Raw genomic sequence first — 16,049 nt, 5'->3', positions numbered from 1 at the left:
GATACGCATGGCTGCCGGTTTACCCCATCAGCACTACCCTTTTCGTCTGCAGGTAATTAAATCCATTTACGATGCAAGTCAACGACGAAGTACTACTCAGGGAAAACAAGGACCGTTTTGTCATCCTGCCCATCAACTATCCCCAGATATGGGAACAATACAAAAAGCACGAAGCCAGCTTCTGGACGGCCGAAGAAATTGATCTCAGCAGCGACCTGAAGGACTGGGAGGCACTCAACAGCGGCGAGCGCCATTTCATTGCCCATGTGCTGGCCTTTTTTGCTGCCAGCGACGGCATCGTAAACGAGAACCTTGCCGTGAACTTCATGAGTGAAGTGCAACTGCCGGAAGCACGCTGTTTCTATGGTTTCCAGATCATGATGGAAAATATACACAGCGAAACCTATGCGCTGCTGATCGACACTTACATCAAAGACCCCGCAGAAAAGCACCGGCTCTTTCATGCCATCGACACCGTGCCCGCCGTAACGAAAAAGGCCGAGTGGGCCCTGCGCTGGATCACCAACGGCTCCTTTGCACAAAGGCTGGTGGCCTTTGCGGCCGTTGAGGGCATCTTCTTCAGCGGTTCTTTCTGCTCCATATTCTGGCTGAAGAAAAGAGGCCTCATGCCCGGACTTACTTTCAGCAATGAACTGATCAGCCGCGATGAAGGCATGCACTGCGAGTTTGCCTGCCTGCTGTATGGCATGCTCCAAAACAAGCTGTCGCAGGAAGAAGTGTACGCCATCATCACCGATGCGGTGGCCATCGAAAAGGAATTCATCACCGAAGCATTGCCTGTTGACCTCATTGGCATGAATGCAAGGCTGATGCAGCAGTATATCGAGTTTGTAGCCGACCGCTGGCTTTCAGAACTGGGATATCCGAAAGTGTACAATACTGCCAACCCATTCGATTTTATGGAAATGATCTCGCTGCAGGGCAAAACCAACTTCTTTGAGAAGCGGGTTGGCGACTACCAGAAGGCCGGTGTTTTATCGGGCAAGGACAGCCAGGTGTTTTCTACCGAGGAAGATTTTTAAATCACAAAAGCATTGTACCATGTTTGTAATAAAGAGAAACGGGAAGAAAGAATCTGTCAAATTCGATAAGATCACTGCCCGGCTGCAAAAACTGAGTTATGGCTTGAACCCGCTGGTGGATGTGACCGATGTAGCCAAGAAGACCATTGAAGGTATTTATGATGGCGTACGCACCACCGACCTCGACAACCTGGCAGCCGAAGTTGCTGCCTCCCTGACCACCACGCATCCCGACTACGCCCTGCTTGCCTCCCGCATAGCAGTAAGCAACCTGCACAAGAATACCACCAAGCGCTTTTCAAAGGCCATGCGCCAGCTGCACGAATATACAGACCGCAACACAGGGAGGCATATGCCGCTGATTGCCGACGAGGTGATGGAGGTGATTGAAGCCAATGCCGACCTGCTGGACAGCACCCTCATATACGACCGCGATTATGCCTTCGATTATTTTGGGTTCAAGACCCTGGAAAAATCCTACCTGCTGCGCATCGACGGGGCCATTGCCGAGCGTCCGCAGCACCTGTATATGCGGGTAGCTGTCGGTATTCATAAGTCCGATATCGATGCGGCCATCCGCACCTACCACCTGATGAGTGAAGGATGGTATACGCACGCCACCCCTACCCTGTTCAATGCAGGCACACCCAAGCCGCAGATGAGCTCCTGCTTCCTGCTGACGATGAAAGACGACAGCATCGATGGCATTTACGACACGCTGAAACAAACAGCAAAAATTTCGCAAAGCGCCGGCGGCATCGGGCTGGCCATTCACAATGTGCGGGCAACGGGCAGCTATATCAGCGGCACCAACGGTACCAGCAATGGCATCATCCCCATGCTCCGCGTGTTCAACGACACGGCCCGTTATGTAGACCAGGGCGGCGGCAAACGCAAGGGAGCCTTTGCCATTTACCTCGAACCCTGGCATGCCGATGTTTTTGAATTTTTGGACCTGCGCAAAAATCATGGCAAGGAAGAACTGCGTGCCCGCGACCTGTTTTATGCCCTATGGGTACCCGACCTGTTTATGAAGCGGGTAGAAGCAGGCGGTGAATGGAGCCTGTTTTGCCCCCACGAAGCACCCGGATTGAGTGATTGCTGGGGTTCAGCCTTTGAACAGCTGTATACCCAGTATGAATCGGAAGGAAGAGCACGGAAGACCATCAAAGCGCAGGAGTTGTGGTTCGCCATCCTGGAAGCGCAGATCGAAACGGGTACCCCCTACCTGTTGTATAAGGATGCTGCCAACAGCAAGAGCAACCAGCAGAACCTGGGCACGATCAAAAGCAGCAACCTGTGTACCGAAATCATGGAGTATACATCGCCCGATGAAGTGGCCGTGTGCAACCTGGCATCCATTGCCCTGCCGCGTTTTGTTGCCGATGGCGCCTTCGATCACCAGAAGCTCTACGAGGTTGCCTACGAGGCCACCATCAACCTCAATAAGATCATTGACCACAACTACTACCCGGTGCCCGAAGCACAAAACTCCAACCTGAGGCACCGGCCCATCGGCATCGGGGTACAGGGGCTTGCCGATGTATTCATCCTGCTGCGGTTGCCCTTCGAAAGTGAGCTGGCGCGGGTGCTCAACAAGAACATTTTCGAGACCCTCTATTTCGCAGCCATGACGGCCAGCAAGGACCTTGCAAAAACACAGGGACCTTATGCAACCTATGAAGGCTCGCCGGTGTCGGAAGGCATCTTCCAGTTCGATATGTGGGGTGTAATGCCGAGCGACCGCTGGGACTGGGCGGCACTCAAAGCCGAGGTACTGCGTTACGGCGTGCGCAACTCGCTGCTGCTGGCGCCCATGCCTACAGCCTCCACATCGCAGATCTTTGGCAATAACGAATGCTTCGAACCCTACACCAGTAATATCTACACCCGCAGGGTACTGAGCGGCGAATTTATTGTTGTAAACAAACACCTGCTGCACGACCTGGTGGCACTGGGCCTTTGGAACAATGACCTGAAAAACCAAATCATTGCAGCGAACGGTTCCATCCAGCACATTGCGGCCATACCCGGTGATATCAAGGAAATCTATAAAACCGTGTGGGAGATCAAGCAAAGAAGCCTGATTGACATGGCTGCCGACCGTGGGGCTTTTATTTGCCAGTCGCAATCCCTCAACCTGTTTGTGGATACGCCTACTGCACCCAAGCTTACCTCCATGCATTTCTACGCCTGGAAAAAAGGACTTAAAACAGGTATGTACTACCTGCGTACACAGGCAGCCGCACAGGCAGTGCAGTTTACGGTTAGCAAACAACAGGCGCAAAAAGAAGCGGCTCAGCCAATACCCGAAGACATCGCAACAGGCGCTACCTGTAGTATGGAAGATGGCTGTGTGAGCTGCGGATCGTGAGACGAGGAAACACTGCGCCTGTTGGATAATGATCGCCTACAGGAAGCAACACAATAAGTTTAAACAAAACAGCCGGCACCTGTAACCAAGGTCTGCCGGCTGTTTTGTTTTAAACTTGCATTTGCCTTTTTCTGAATGCAGGCGTACCAACCGGTAAGCCTCCGAGCGGATCGGCCTGCGGTATGTAACTGGATGGTGAAGGGCAGAAAAACAAAATGCCTGCATACCAATGGTTGCAAGCATTTATTACGAAACTTAACAATTATTAGCGAAGCCTGAAGGATGCGAATCCACCGAATCAACCAACATAAGTCAATGAGTTACGTAAATAAGTAACCGTAACTACACGATAAACGCCAATACCTGACCTGCTTTACAAAGAACCTACCCAGATTTACGACTACTGCTTCATTAAACGCAAAACGGTTTTTATTTAAATACCTCTGTTAACTGTCGGTGCAGTAAAACTTCAGGGGACTGCGGCCGCTCTTTTGCAAGCCTAAACCTCAAATTAATGGCACATGAGTGTTTCTTCATCCCGCCACCGCCCGCAGTACATATTGTTTGATGTGTACGACACTTTGCTGGATATGACCGAAATAAAAAGGCGGATCAACAGTGCCCTGGACAACAAGCGGGGTTACGATCTTTGGTTTAGCCTGCTTACCCAATATTGTTTCCTGCACAATTGTACAGCCACTTTTCAGCCCTTTACAGATGTATGCAAGGCTACCCTGCAGATGGCAGGCGCCCAACTGGGCGTGCAAGTCTCGGAAGGGCATATCGAAGACCTGCTGCACCTGATGAAATACCTGCCCCTGCAGGATGGTACCCCGCAAGTGCTGTCGGATTTGTACGATGCAGGGTTCCGGCTGGCGGCACTCACCAATGCGCCCAAAGATGTGGTCAGGGAACGCATGGAGCGTACCGGGCTTATTTCCTACTTCGACCCGGTGCTGAGCAGCGAAAAGATCAGGCAGTACAAACCGGCCACACGCGTGTATCAATGGGCCGCAGAACAGTGCGGCGTGCCCGCAGCAGCCTGTATGCTGGTATCCACCCACGACTGGGATATACTGGGTGCCCACAATGCCGGTATGCAAACGGCATATATCGAAAGACCGCAGCAGCTGGCATACCCTTTAGGTCCAAAGCCCGGAATCTGTTTACAACACCTGAACCAACTGCTGCAGCAAATCGGATAGGCTTTCTGGTAAACGGATTAGACCAGGTGCTGAATACGTTTGTACATGGCAATGGCCGGACAAGCGTGATGCTGCCCAAACATGCTATCAGTTGGCAGAACATCTATGAAAAAGCCCTCCAGGAATGGAGGGCCTACGTCTAAACCATCTAAACTAGAACTATGAAAAAGTATCATTTGCTGTTGCTATCCTGCTCCAGTATATCGATGTATTTCCTGGCATCTGCATTTCCCGGGTCTACTTCCAGTACCTGCTCGAAATAACCAATCGCTTCTGCATAGTCCTTCTCGGTATTGGCTTCATAGGCAGCCAGGTAACCTAGGGCTTCTACCATCCATTTCTGGTAGTTGGCATCCGTGGTATCCTGCTTTAATACAGTAATCAGTTGCTGGTAAGCAGGTATCGCCAGCCCTTCCTTCATCTCGGGATCCTGCAGCGCCTTGCTCTTGGCCTGCCAGTAATAGCCAAAGCTCTGGTCGGGGTATTTGGCCACGTACATGCCATAAATCGAATCGGCCATCCCATAATTTTCGGCGCGGAAATAAGCCAGGCCGGTATTAAACAGGTCGAGGTTGGTGGCCCTTTCATTTCCTGCGTAATAGCGATGCATCCATTTGGCCTGCTCCCCAAAATCCTTACGGTTCTTTGCCAGTTCTGCCAGTTGCTGGTAATACTTGTACAGGGTTGCCGAATCCTTTTCTACTTCCACCGCCCGTGCCAGGTAGGTAGCCGCCAGCGAATCGTTTGCGGTATCACTGTCAGCAGTGAGGAAGGCACTCATCGATACAAAATCCTGCGGCACCAATACGCTGTCGGGGGCCTGCTGAAAATATTGCTGCATATAGGTGGCTGCCTTCGCCGTATCCCTGAGGCCGGCATAACTATAGCCGATCATCTTGTAAATACGGGGCTGAACGGCCTCCCCTTCCTGCTGCACCAGGCTTTGCGCTTTGGCAATGGCCTCGTTGAATTCTTTATTGATGTAGAGCAGGTCGGCCAGGTCGTACTGGTTGTTCACAGAAGTATCGCTGTTGGCCATAAACTGCATATAGTATGCGCGTGCCTTCTGCGGGTTGCGGGCAAACTCGTAAGCATACAGCTTTTCCAGCGCCGGCGCATATGCCGGGTCGGCAGCCAATGCCTTTTCGAAATGCTGCACATACATATCCGCATTTTTCTGGCTTAGAAAAATATCACCCAGCTGGTAGTGTGCACGGGCATACTTATCGTTTTTGGCAATAGCTTCCTGGTACTGCTTGTAGGCTTCACCGCTGTTGCCCATTTTGCGATAGGCATCACCCATCAGGGTATTGATGGCGGCATCGCGCTTTTCACGCTTCTGGGCCTGTTGCAATAATTCAAGGGCTCGGCTGGCGTCACCCCAGGCAATATGGGCCTTTGCAATAGCCTGCAGCAGGGCCGCATCTTTTTGCCTGGTTTGGTCCAGCGCCTGGCCAAAAAAGACTGCTGCGCTATCCTTTTTGTTTTGGGCCAGCAGCAGGGAGCCTTTGGCTGCACGGAAGTAAGGATGGTCCTGTACTTCGGCAGGGGCGTTTCCAATCGCTTGGGCAGCTTTGGGAGCAGCGTTTTGCGCTAGGTAGGCGGTGGCCAGGCCCAGCCAGGCCGCTCCATTGCCGGGTTGCTGGCTGCTCAACTGACTGAAGACGTTTACCGCACTGTGGTAGCGCTGGTAATAAAGATTTTTGTTGCCTTCGGCTATGGTTTGCGCATGCATACCGGCGCTCCATAACAGCAAAACGGCCATGAATAATTTTTTCATAGTGTGGTTTTAAGTCGTTGAAAATTCAGTTTCGGGCTGCAGGGCCAGCACCTGCACTTTACTTTGGGCAGGCAGCACATCGGAAATATGCCGGTTCCATATATCTACCCTTGTTTCCTGCTCCGGGTACACCAGCAATAGGTCGGCGTCTACTTTTTGGGTGTAACGCAACAGGGAGCGGGATCGGAGGCTGCCATCCAGTAAGGCATATTCAACGGGGCAGCGCAGGTGGCTGCGCACCCATTGATATACCTGTAAAAGGGAAGCGGCGTTTTCAGTGCTCACAGCGGCATTGGTGCCAAAAGCTACCAGGTGAATGGTGGGATGCATCCGCGTACAGAGCAGCGACAAAGCAGCCATTTTGCTCAGGGGAAGCGTTTCGGAAACAGGTACCACTATGGTACGCACCTTTGTTTGCAGGGCGCCGGGGCGGGCCGTCAGTACCGGTATACCTGTTTGGGCGGCCACACGCCTGGGCACGATGGTATCGGTAAAACGAAACCAATGGTCTTTCCTGTTCTTGCCTACCACCACCAGGTCGCAGCCATGGCTAACCGCGTGGTGCACGATGCCGGAAGTGATGCTGTCGGCATGTGCGATCCACCAGCGTACCCGTAATCCGGGCTGGTAGGTTTCAAGCTCATGCTGCCACTGTTCCAGCGTTGCGGCAAGCTCGTTTTCTTTTACCGGGGCAGCAATACCAACCTTGTTTTTCCGCACATGCAACAAATGAAGCAGGCCGCCTTCGGTGTCGGCAAGGGCAAGTGCCTTGGCTACGGCCACTTCCGTATTGATGGTAAAATCAACAGGCACCAATATGTTATTGAAAGCAAACTTCATACTGCCGGTTTACTACGAATCTCGCCCTGTGGAATTAGGCAGGCATTAAACTGGCATTAGAATGATATTAGAATAAGGCTGCAGCCAGCAGGCACTTTTGGCAAACAGGCAGGGGCAACTATCTTTCCATAACAAAAGGAGCGATGAAAGAGCGGAGTATTTTACTGGTGGAAGATGAACGCAAGATTGCCGACACCCTGAAGCGGGGATTGGAGGAGGAAGGTTTCCGCGTAGAAGTGGCCTACGATGGCACCATCGGCTGGCGGCTGTACCAACAGGCGCTTTTTGAGCTGGTGATCCTTGATATCAACCTGCCGGGGATGAATGGTTATGAATTGTGCCGCAATATCCGCAACCGCGATGCGCAGGTACCCATTATTATGCTCACCGCACTCAGCTCGCTCAGCGACAAACTGGAAGGATATGATACCGGTGCCGACGACTACCTGGTAAAACCCTTTGAATTTCGCGAACTGCTGATGAAGATCCGGGTTTTGCTCAAAAGAAGCCAGCAGCTGCAGGTACCCACTGGCAGCATGTTAAAAGCAGGCGACCTGGAAATGAACCTCGACAGCAAGGAAGTAAGGCGCGGCAACAAAGACATACAACTGACCGCTAAAGAGTTCCAATTGCTGGAATACCTGCTGCGCAACAAAAACCGGGTGGTATCCCGTGCCGACCTGGCCATCAATGTTTGGGATATAGACTTTGACACCAATACCAATGTCATCGACGTATACATCAACTATGTGCGCAACAAAGTAGATAAACCATTTGACCAGAAACTGATACACACCCAGGTAGGTATGGGGTATGTACTCAGGGAAAACGCCTGATATGCCGGTACGTTTCCGCATCACCCTGATCTTTTCACTCCTGGTGGCCATCATCCTGGCCATGGTATGCGCCGGCATCTATTATTTTTCCTACCAGGCGCGGCTCAACACCATCAAAACAAGGCTCACCAACCGGGCCATTACCACGGCGCGGCTGCTCAGCCAGCGCGAAACCTTCGACCGCGAACTGGTACGCCGCATTGATGCCGCCACCACCATCGCCCTCAACAACAAGTCGGTGGAGGCTTACAACAGCATGGACGACCGTATTTACCGCTACAGCGACCTTGCGGCCGATACCCTTTCCATCACCGTCAACGACCTGGCTACCGTACGTTTCAAGGGGCAGGTATTTGTTGCCGAGGGCAAAAAAGAAATGGTAGGTTATCACTACAGTTCCGGTGATAATACCATTGATGTGTTTGTTGCCGGTGAAGATGCCGAAGGACGCCAATCCTTGCAACAACTGCGCAACATCCTGCTTTTTGGTTTTGTAAGCGGCATTATACTGGTGGTGGTGATCGGGTATTTTTTCTCCCGGGGCCTGCTGCGGCCGATCCAGGCTATTTCCGACGATACCCGCGACATCTCGGCACAGAACCTTACCCGGCGCATCCATACCGGCGACAGCAGGGATGAATGGTACCAGTTGTCCACTACCCTCAATGCCCTGCTCGACCGCCTGCAGGAAAGCTTTGAAATGCAGCGGCGCTTTATTGCCAACGCTTCGCACGAGCTGTCTACCCCGCTTACTGCAATTTCCAGCCAGCTGGAAATTGCCCTGAGCCGCGAAAGGGCTGCCACCGAGTACAAACAGGTAATGGAATCGATATTCCAGGATGTGCAGCACCTGTGTAAGCTCACCCAAACCCTGCTGGAGTTTGCCAAGGCAAGCGGTGATCCCGGTGGCCTGGAAATAAGCCTGGTGCGTATGGACGAAATTGTGCTGCGGTTGCCTGCGGAAGCTACACGCATCAACCCCGATTACGCAGTTACCATCGACTTCGAAAACTTGCCCGAACAGGAGGAGCAGCTGCTGGTATTTGGCAATGAGCCCCTGTTGCTAACCGCACTAAAGAATATAGTACTGAACGCCTGCAAGTATGCCCCCGACCAAAACGCCAGGGTGGTGCTTGCCGTACAGGAGCATGCCATAGTCATCGAGGTGCAGGATAAAGGTCCCGGCATTGACCTACAGGAACGCAACAAAGTATTCCAGCCCTTTTACCGGATAGCAGGCGACACACCCAAACAGGGTTTTGGACTGGGCCTGCCCCTTGCAGAACGGATCATCAAAATACACAAAGGCACCATCGACCTGATACAGCCGGCGTCGGGTGGTTCCCTGTTCCAGATCGTGCTGCCCAGCGCCACCCGCCTGGGCAATGTGTAATTTCCCAAAACGCTCTGGTACCTGTACACGCGGGTAAACCTTACTGCCGCACGCCCCGCTTAACCAGTAATGCGGGGGTTACCAAGCCAATGCCGCACAAGTTCTAATTTGTTTCTAATGTGTTTTTGAAGGTTGAGGGAAGGGGATGGTGCAATTTGCAAGGCGTTTATCCTGTTGGGGAAAAACGCGTTGTTCCATACAAAACCAGTTAACCTGTGGCAACCTATACCATCCAAAATATTTTGGCACCTCTTGACCTCAGCGATTCCTCGCTGAACGCGGTAGAAGTGGCGGGTGCCCTGGCCCAGGCAACAGGCGCTACCCTGCACCTGTTGCACATTGAAGAAAGACTAGACGCAATGGAGGATCCTTTTGGGCCTGCCCTCAACCTGCAAGGGTCGCACAACGATGTACTGCCGGCCCTCGCTGCAACACTGGCAACAAAGTACCAGCTACGCATCAGCCTTTCGATGAAAGGGGGAAATGTTACCGAAACCATTGTACAAACAACCGAGGAACAATCAGCCGACCTGGTGGTAATGGGCAAACACGGCGCTTCGGGCATCCGCGATGGTTTTGCCGGGCACAACACCTATTACACCATCAAACACAGTAACGTGCCGGTATTAGTGGTGCCCGCGTCCTGCCCACAAGGGTTGTTTCACCATGTAGTCTATCCCTTCCGGCTGATGGATGGTGCACAAATGCGCCACGACCTGGTACTTCCTTTTGTCAGCACCGGCGCCACCATCGAGTTGTTGTCGGTGAACCAGAAGCTGCTGGATATTGGCAACCGGGCGCTCCATGCCTTTGCCGACCAGGTGCAGGAGAAATGTGCGGAGAAAAAGGTGCTGGTAAAAATGGCCCAGGGCACCAGCCTGCGCATTGGCAAGGAGTTGGTGCATTATGCCAGCCGGAACGAAGGGGCACTGGTAGTGGCAAACAGCGCCCTCGACATGAACGGCAACAGCAGGTTCATAGGACCACACACCCAGGCAGCCATCAACGGTTTGAAAAACCCCTTGCTATTTGTGCCCCTGCACTGTGAACAAATAACAAAGAGCAAGGACACCGCCATCAGCTATTCAAGGGCAGGCTAAATGGCCTGCATTGCCTGAAGTTCGCTCATACTGCGGAGCAGGCCAACCACCATTTGTGGCTTGAGCAGGTTGTAACGGGCATAAGAAGCATTTGGTCCCACTTTAATGGTGTGGGCATGTGCTATCGGCGCCAGCATTTTGAACATGTCCTCATCGGTTTTATCATCCCCTGCGGCAAAAATCCAGTCGAAAGTACGGGTGGCCAGCAGCTTGCGTATGGCGGTGCCCTTGTTGGTGCCACTATTGCGCACTTCCACGATCTTGTTGCCGCAAACCACTTCCAGTTGCCGGTCTATCAGGTATTTATTCAGTTCGGCTGCCAGTTCCGACGACCGAAGCCTGCCCTGGAAAGGATCGGCATTGCGGTAGTGCCATACCATGGAAAACTCCTTATCCTCGATAAAGGTGTGGGCACAACGGCGCACATAGCGTTCCATGATGTTGCGCACGGCTTCTTTCCATTCGCTGTTGAAAGGCACTTCTGTATTCCATGCGCCTTCCTGTTGTTTCATTTTGGCACCATGCTCCGCAATAAGTCCCACCGGCAGATGACCAAAATACTGCTCCAGCCAGGCACTGCTGCGTCCACTGATCAGCCATACTTCATGGTTTTCCTTACTGCCCAGGCTATGCAGCAGGTCCAGCAATTCGTTGCCGGGAACAGCCTGTGTAGGATTGTTGCAAAAAGACACCAGGGTACCGTCGTAATCCAGCAGCAAAAGCCGCCGGTGGGCACTGCTATAGCTGTCGAGCAGCTTACGCTTATCGGTATCCGCCAGGAACAATTCCTGGTATTGTTCCTGGCGCACCTTGATCTGCTGGAGCTCCGACATAAAGTCCTCTGCCCAGTCCTTTACGGTGTAATGGGCAATGCGGCTGCGCATTTGAACCATGCGCAAAGCCTGCTCTTCAGCATCCATCTCCAGGGCTTCCTTGATTTTTCCTGCAAGTTCACGCGTGTCGTTGGGGTTGATGAGCAGGGCATCGGAAAGCTCCCGGGCTGCCCCGGCCATTTCGCTCAGTACCAGCACGCCCCTTTTGTCGGCACGGCTGGCTACAAACTCCTTTGCAACCAGGTTCATGCCGTCGCGCAATGGCGTAATCAGCGCCACATCGCAGGCGGTGTACAGTCCCACCATTTCGGCAAAGGCAAGTGCGTTGTATTGGTAAATAACAGGCTGCCAGGTAATGTCGCCCACCTGGCTGTTGATATTGCTGATCAGTTCATCAATCATCCGCTTTCGCTCGGCGTACTTGGCAATACCATCCCGGGAGGGTACCACCACAATCACAAATACCACCTTGCCGCGATACTCAGGGTATTGTTTCAAAAAGCATTCATAGGCCTTCAGGCGGTGGTGTACGCCTTTGGAATAGTCAAGGCGATCTACAGAAAAAAGGAGCTTGCGGCCCTGCAGCTGAACCTGCAGTTTTTGCCGCATAGTGCTTACTTCAATATCATCATATGCCTGGCTGAATTTGTTGTAATCGATGCTGATGGGAAAGACATCCACCTTTACCAACCGGTCTTTCTGGCGGATGATGTTGCGGTCATGGTTAAGCCCCAGCACCATCTGCACGCTTTGCAGGAAATGGGCCGCATAGTCCATGGTATGAAAGCCTACAAGGTCGGCACCCAGCATCCCTTCCAGCAGGTGTTGCTGCCAGTTGCGGGGCATCAGGCGAAACAGCTCGTAGGAAGGAAATGGGATGTGCAGGAAAAAGCCAATGGTCAGCCCCGGTATGCTGCGCCGCAGGCGGGCTGCCAGGGGCAAAAGGTGGTAATCGTGTATCCATACGATATCGCCCGCCACACAGGACTGCTCCAGTGTTTCGGCAAAATGTTCGTTTACCTGTAGGTAATCCAGGTAGTCTTCTTCACTGTACTCGGCATAAGAAGGAAAATAGTGACATAAGGGCCAGAGCGTACTATTGGCAAAGCCGTTGTAATAATGATCATATTGCTCTTTGAACACCATTACAGGAACATAACGGAAAGCGGTTTGCGGCAGCTGCCGCGATGCTTCCATCCAGGATGCAGGCGAGCAGCCCGGAACGCCCACCCAGCTGATGTCCTTGTAGGCATTGCCACTCATGGCAACAAAACTGTTGACTGCCGTTACCAGGCCACCCGATGACGGCAAAACCTTAAGGCTGCCTCCCTCCTCCAGTATACTAACGGGAAGCCTGTTGGATACGATGAACAGTCTTTGCTTTTGCATAGGCCAGCCTTTGTTGCAAGCTAGCTACAACCGGCACCGCATGGAATTAAAATGTCATTAGAATTCATTGCCACGCAGAAGCCCATGCGCTGATAATCAAGACAGCAGACCATGACAAAACCGATCCCGCATGGGAAAGTTTATATATGGCCACTGCAACAGGGCTGCTGGTGTAGTTCTTGTTTCTTTTCTAAAAAAATTATGCAACAAACATTTCAACAATACCAGGACTGTATCGATGCCTGTTTGCATTGTGCTTCGGCCTGCGACAATTGCGCAAGTTCCTGTTTGCAGGAAGAACATGTAAAAATGATGGCCCGTTGTATCCAGCTGGATATGGAATGTGCTGCTTTGTGTTATACAGCAGCCAGGTTAATGAGTTTAGGCAGCGAGCGAGCAAAAGAATTGTGCAGGCTTTGTGCCGATGCATGTGATGCCTGTGCCGCAGAATGTGCCCAGCACCAGCACGACCACTGCCAGCAGTGCGCAGCAGCCTGCCGCAGGTGTGCCGAAGCGTGCCGCCGGATGGCTGCATAATGCTACCATTTCTTTAAGCCCGCCTTGCGGAGCTGAAATCCTATTATGCGACGGCTTCTGTAGCTAACTAAATGAAAGCCGCACAATCACAAGAGCCGACATCCTAGGATGCCGGTTTCTTTTCCAACTCCTGAATGACGCCTTGCTTCAGGTGATCGTAAAAGGAATGCTTGTCTACCAGTAATGCAACCAGTTGCGCCACCAATCCCGCCACCAGCAGGTGGAAGATTACACTGTGGCGGTCGGTCATTTCCAACACCAGTATGGCCGAAGTAAATGGCGTACGGGTAACACCTGTGAGTAGCCCCACCATGCCTGCCAGCACCAGGATGTTGGCATGGGTGCCCCCTACCACAAACAGGTGAGCTACAAAACCGCCAACAGCGGCACCGGCGGCAAGCGCAGGTGCAAAAATACCCCCTGCAGCACCGGTGCTGAAAGCCAGCAGGGGCCCGGCAAACCGCCCCACCAAGGCGACCAGGTCAATTTCCTTATTGGGCGCAAACAGCACCCCGGTCATCAGTTCCTTTCCCGAACCTAAGATGCCCGTACTGATCCAAAAGGCAAAAGCTGCTGTAAGCAAACCTGCAGCTATTGCATACTGCCAGGGCTTGAAACTGCCCTGCACCCGGCGTTTCCAGGCAATAAGCCAGAGAATCATCCGGCTGAGCACAGCACCTGCTATTCCCGAAAGCAAGGCAACCACAACCACCCCCAGGAAAATTCGGTAGGAAAGATTGCGTACGTCGGGGTAGCCCAGGTAGAGGTAAGGTCCTAAGAGGCCTTGTGCGGTAAGGCCTGCAATGATTACCGCTACAAAAAGGGCCGTACGAAAAAACCGGACATGGATACGGGCCAGCTCCTCCATGGCAAATACAAGCCCGCCTAAAGGCGTATTGAATGCGGCAGCCAGTCCTGCAGCGGCGCCGGTAATAATATAACTCTGGTCAGCCAGCCTGGGCCAGGTGGCAGGAATACGTTTATTGATGGCCGCAAACACGGAGGCTGCCACCTGTATGGTAGGCCCTTCCCTGCCAATAGCGCCGCCACCCAGCACCAGCACCAGGCTGGAAGCAATCTTAACCAGGATGATTCGAATGCCCAACAAGCGGTTAAGTACACCATTTTTACCCGGCTGGGTATACTCCATTGCCGCCATCACCTGCGGAATACCACTACCCCTGGCAAAGGGTGCTCCTCGCTGCACCATCCACCAGGCCAGCCAGAAACAAAAAGGCGTAAGCACAAACAAAAAGGCTTTGTTATATCCTATTGCCACATGGGTCAGCCTTTCGGCATAGCCGAAAAGAAGGGCGTATGCAACTGCCAGCATACCTGTAAGGATGGATGCGATCCAAAAAGGCAGGCCCTGCAACAGGTTAGTGCGCACCGGACTGTTGCCAATCCGGTTCAGCAATTCCTGTGCACGGCGCTGTACAATCCGGTTCAAGTTGCGCATGGTAGGTGAAATTGGGTGCCGCAAAGTACTGCTTATCCTTGCATACGGGTCTGCCGGCTTTCGACACCGGGCCGCTGAAGGTTTGCCGGCGCCTGTGCATCCACACCTGGTGCCTGCACAGCCAGGGTAGACTTCCATCGGATTCTAGCAAAGTGGCAAAGGCTTCCATGATGCTGTGTAACTTCTTTTTCCGTTCCCCGGCCAGCCATTCATCTTCGGCAACCCGCGCTCTGTGCAGCATCGGGCCGGGCAAAAGAGGTGACTTTACCAAACTGCTAAACCACCGGTACCGCACCGATAGTCTGGTCATGGATACTAAAACGAAGGTTTTGGGGCTGTAGAAAAAAGCACCAGTGCTCTTCGGCAACAGGCATCCGGCTACCGGTATTTCCCCGAGCCAATGTCATGTACTGCACGCCGTCAGCTTACCATTATCATGCACAGTTAACCAGCATTAATCCTTTCGGACAAAACTGATTTTTCCGGTCTTTTCCATGTACACTTCGGCAATTTTTTCATAAGAGCCGGTATGGCATTCAATGCGTAGTTCTTCGTGAATGTCATTTTCGGTGATGCCAACTTTTTCCATGTTTTCAGCGATATACCTACCCTGCTTGTACAGCAACAGGCTTTCACCCTTGACGGTTTTTTCGAAACCTTTCCAATGAATGGACAGCCAGGATAAAACCTTATGAACCAGGATCAGCATCAGTGCACCGGCGAAAGCTGAAAAGAAGGGGGTTGCACCAACAACTCCCCGGCTTAATACGCCGCCGATCAAAAAAGCAATAATGATATCAAAAGGATCCTTCTTTCCGAAAGGCCGCATCCCGGTAATCCGGATCAGCAATAAGGTTAAAACAAACATCACAGCTGCCCTTGCTGCAATTTCCACCGGTGAAATATCCTCATTTATGCCCCACCATTCGTTTAGTCGTTCCATACTGAAATACCAAGGTTACATCATTTAAGCACCTGCAAAAAGTGTTTACATGATTTGTTGAAAAAGTAAGCGGCACCATTAGGTGCTGCTGATTCGCGTTGCACTACTTGAACTGATAAGATTCTACCGCCCGGCGCTTTTGCTCCGGCTTTTTACTGTGCCCATAAGAATCACACCGCGGCCATCCAATTGCATTTCGACATGGGTAGCATCTACGAATGCATCACAGCTCAAGTGTCAAAAAATCATGCTAGTTCACCTATAGAAATCTTATTGTGCTTACTTTTTCTACGCACCATCATGCGCCACTACCCACA

General features: G+C 52.3%; 12 protein-coding genes. 7 read left to right on the top strand and 5 right to left on the bottom strand.

Going from position 1 to position 16,049, the window contains the following annotated elements; all coding sequences use genetic code 11:
- Positions 1–71 precede the first annotated feature (71 nt).
- The 3 genes from BUE76_RS05575 to BUE76_RS05560 all read left to right on the top strand — a co-directional run bounded on the left by BUE76_RS05575 (position 72) and on the right by BUE76_RS05560 (position 4,622).
- A complete protein-coding gene (locus tag BUE76_RS05575) occupies positions 72–1,043 on the top strand; it encodes a ribonucleoside-diphosphate reductase small subunit (RefSeq protein WP_073048480.1) in 972 nt (323 codons plus the stop codon).
- A gap of 19 nt (positions 1,044–1,062) precedes the next feature.
- Positions 1,063–3,417 carry a ribonucleoside-diphosphate reductase subunit alpha gene (locus BUE76_RS05570; protein WP_073048483.1) on the top strand — a complete coding sequence of 785 codons (2,355 nt, stop codon included), beginning with the start codon at positions 1,063–1,065 and terminating at the stop codon, positions 3,415–3,417.
- Positions 3,418–3,938: 521 nt separating this feature from the next.
- The gene (locus BUE76_RS05560) at positions 3,939–4,622 is read left to right on the top strand and encodes a haloacid dehalogenase type II (protein ID WP_073048490.1); all 684 of its coding nucleotides are present in this window, start codon (positions 3,939–3,941) and stop codon (positions 4,620–4,622) included.
- Between the two features lie 172 nt (positions 4,623–4,794).
- Here BUE76_RS05560 and BUE76_RS05555 read toward each other — a convergent pair whose 3' ends face one another.
- Both BUE76_RS05555 and BUE76_RS05550 read right to left on the bottom strand, forming a co-directional pair.
- Positions 4,795–6,402, bottom strand: coding sequence for a tetratricopeptide repeat protein (locus tag BUE76_RS05555; RefSeq protein WP_083596732.1), 1,608 nt, complete (start codon positions 6,400–6,402; stop codon positions 4,795–4,797).
- 9 nt (positions 6,403–6,411) lie between these two features.
- Positions 6,412–7,242 carry a universal stress protein gene (locus BUE76_RS05550; protein WP_073048496.1) on the bottom strand — a complete coding sequence of 277 codons (831 nt, stop codon included), beginning with the start codon at positions 7,240–7,242 and terminating at the stop codon, positions 6,412–6,414.
- 143 nt (positions 7,243–7,385) lie between these two features.
- Between BUE76_RS05550 and BUE76_RS05545 the strand changes: the two genes are divergently transcribed.
- From BUE76_RS05545 to BUE76_RS05535, 3 genes are all read left to right on the top strand, one after another.
- Positions 7,386–8,078, top strand: a complete 693-nt coding sequence (locus BUE76_RS05545) for a response regulator transcription factor (RefSeq protein WP_073048498.1) — start codon at positions 7,386–7,388, stop codon at positions 8,076–8,078.
- 1 nt (position 8,079) lies between these two features.
- Positions 8,080–9,471: a HAMP domain-containing sensor histidine kinase gene (locus BUE76_RS05540; RefSeq protein ID WP_073048500.1), complete on the top strand. Its 1,392-nt coding sequence runs from the start codon at positions 8,080–8,082 to the stop codon at positions 9,469–9,471.
- A gap of 215 nt (positions 9,472–9,686) precedes the next feature.
- On the top strand, positions 9,687–10,571 hold the full coding sequence (locus BUE76_RS05535; RefSeq protein WP_073048502.1) for a universal stress protein: 885 nt from the start codon (positions 9,687–9,689) through the stop codon (positions 10,569–10,571).
- Here BUE76_RS05535 and BUE76_RS05530 read toward each other — a convergent pair.
- Positions 10,568–12,793, bottom strand: coding sequence for a bifunctional alpha,alpha-trehalose-phosphate synthase (UDP-forming)/trehalose-phosphatase (locus BUE76_RS05530; RefSeq protein WP_073048504.1), 2,226 nt, complete (start codon positions 12,791–12,793; stop codon positions 10,568–10,570). The two genes, BUE76_RS05535 and BUE76_RS05530, sit on opposite strands and share 4 nt — an antisense overlap.
- Before the next feature lie 201 nt (positions 12,794–12,994).
- Between BUE76_RS05530 and BUE76_RS05525 the strand changes: the two genes are divergently transcribed.
- On the top strand, positions 12,995–13,330 hold the full coding sequence (locus BUE76_RS05525; RefSeq protein WP_073048506.1) for a four-helix bundle copper-binding protein: 336 nt from the start codon (positions 12,995–12,997) through the stop codon (positions 13,328–13,330).
- 103 nt (positions 13,331–13,433) lie between these two features.
- Here the strand turns inward: BUE76_RS05525 and BUE76_RS05520 are convergent, their stop codons facing one another.
- Both BUE76_RS05520 and BUE76_RS05510 read right to left on the bottom strand, forming a co-directional pair.
- The gene (locus BUE76_RS05520; protein ID WP_073048508.1) at positions 13,434–14,789 is read right to left on the bottom strand and encodes a chloride channel protein; all 1,356 of its coding nucleotides are present in this window, start codon (positions 14,787–14,789) and stop codon (positions 13,434–13,436) included.
- 454 nt (positions 14,790–15,243) lie between these two features.
- Entirely contained in the window at positions 15,244–15,732 is a 489-nt protein-coding gene (locus BUE76_RS05510; protein WP_073048512.1) for a DUF421 domain-containing protein, read from the bottom strand.
- Between the last annotated feature and the right edge of the window lie 317 nt (positions 15,733–16,049).

This window comes from Cnuella takakiae, assembly GCF_001953305.1.
Lineage (GTDB): Bacteria > Bacteroidota > Bacteroidia > Chitinophagales > Chitinophagaceae > Flavisolibacter > Flavisolibacter takakiae.
Note: the sequence above shows the minus strand (reverse complement) of the source record. Positions and strands in the feature narration are given on the sequence as shown.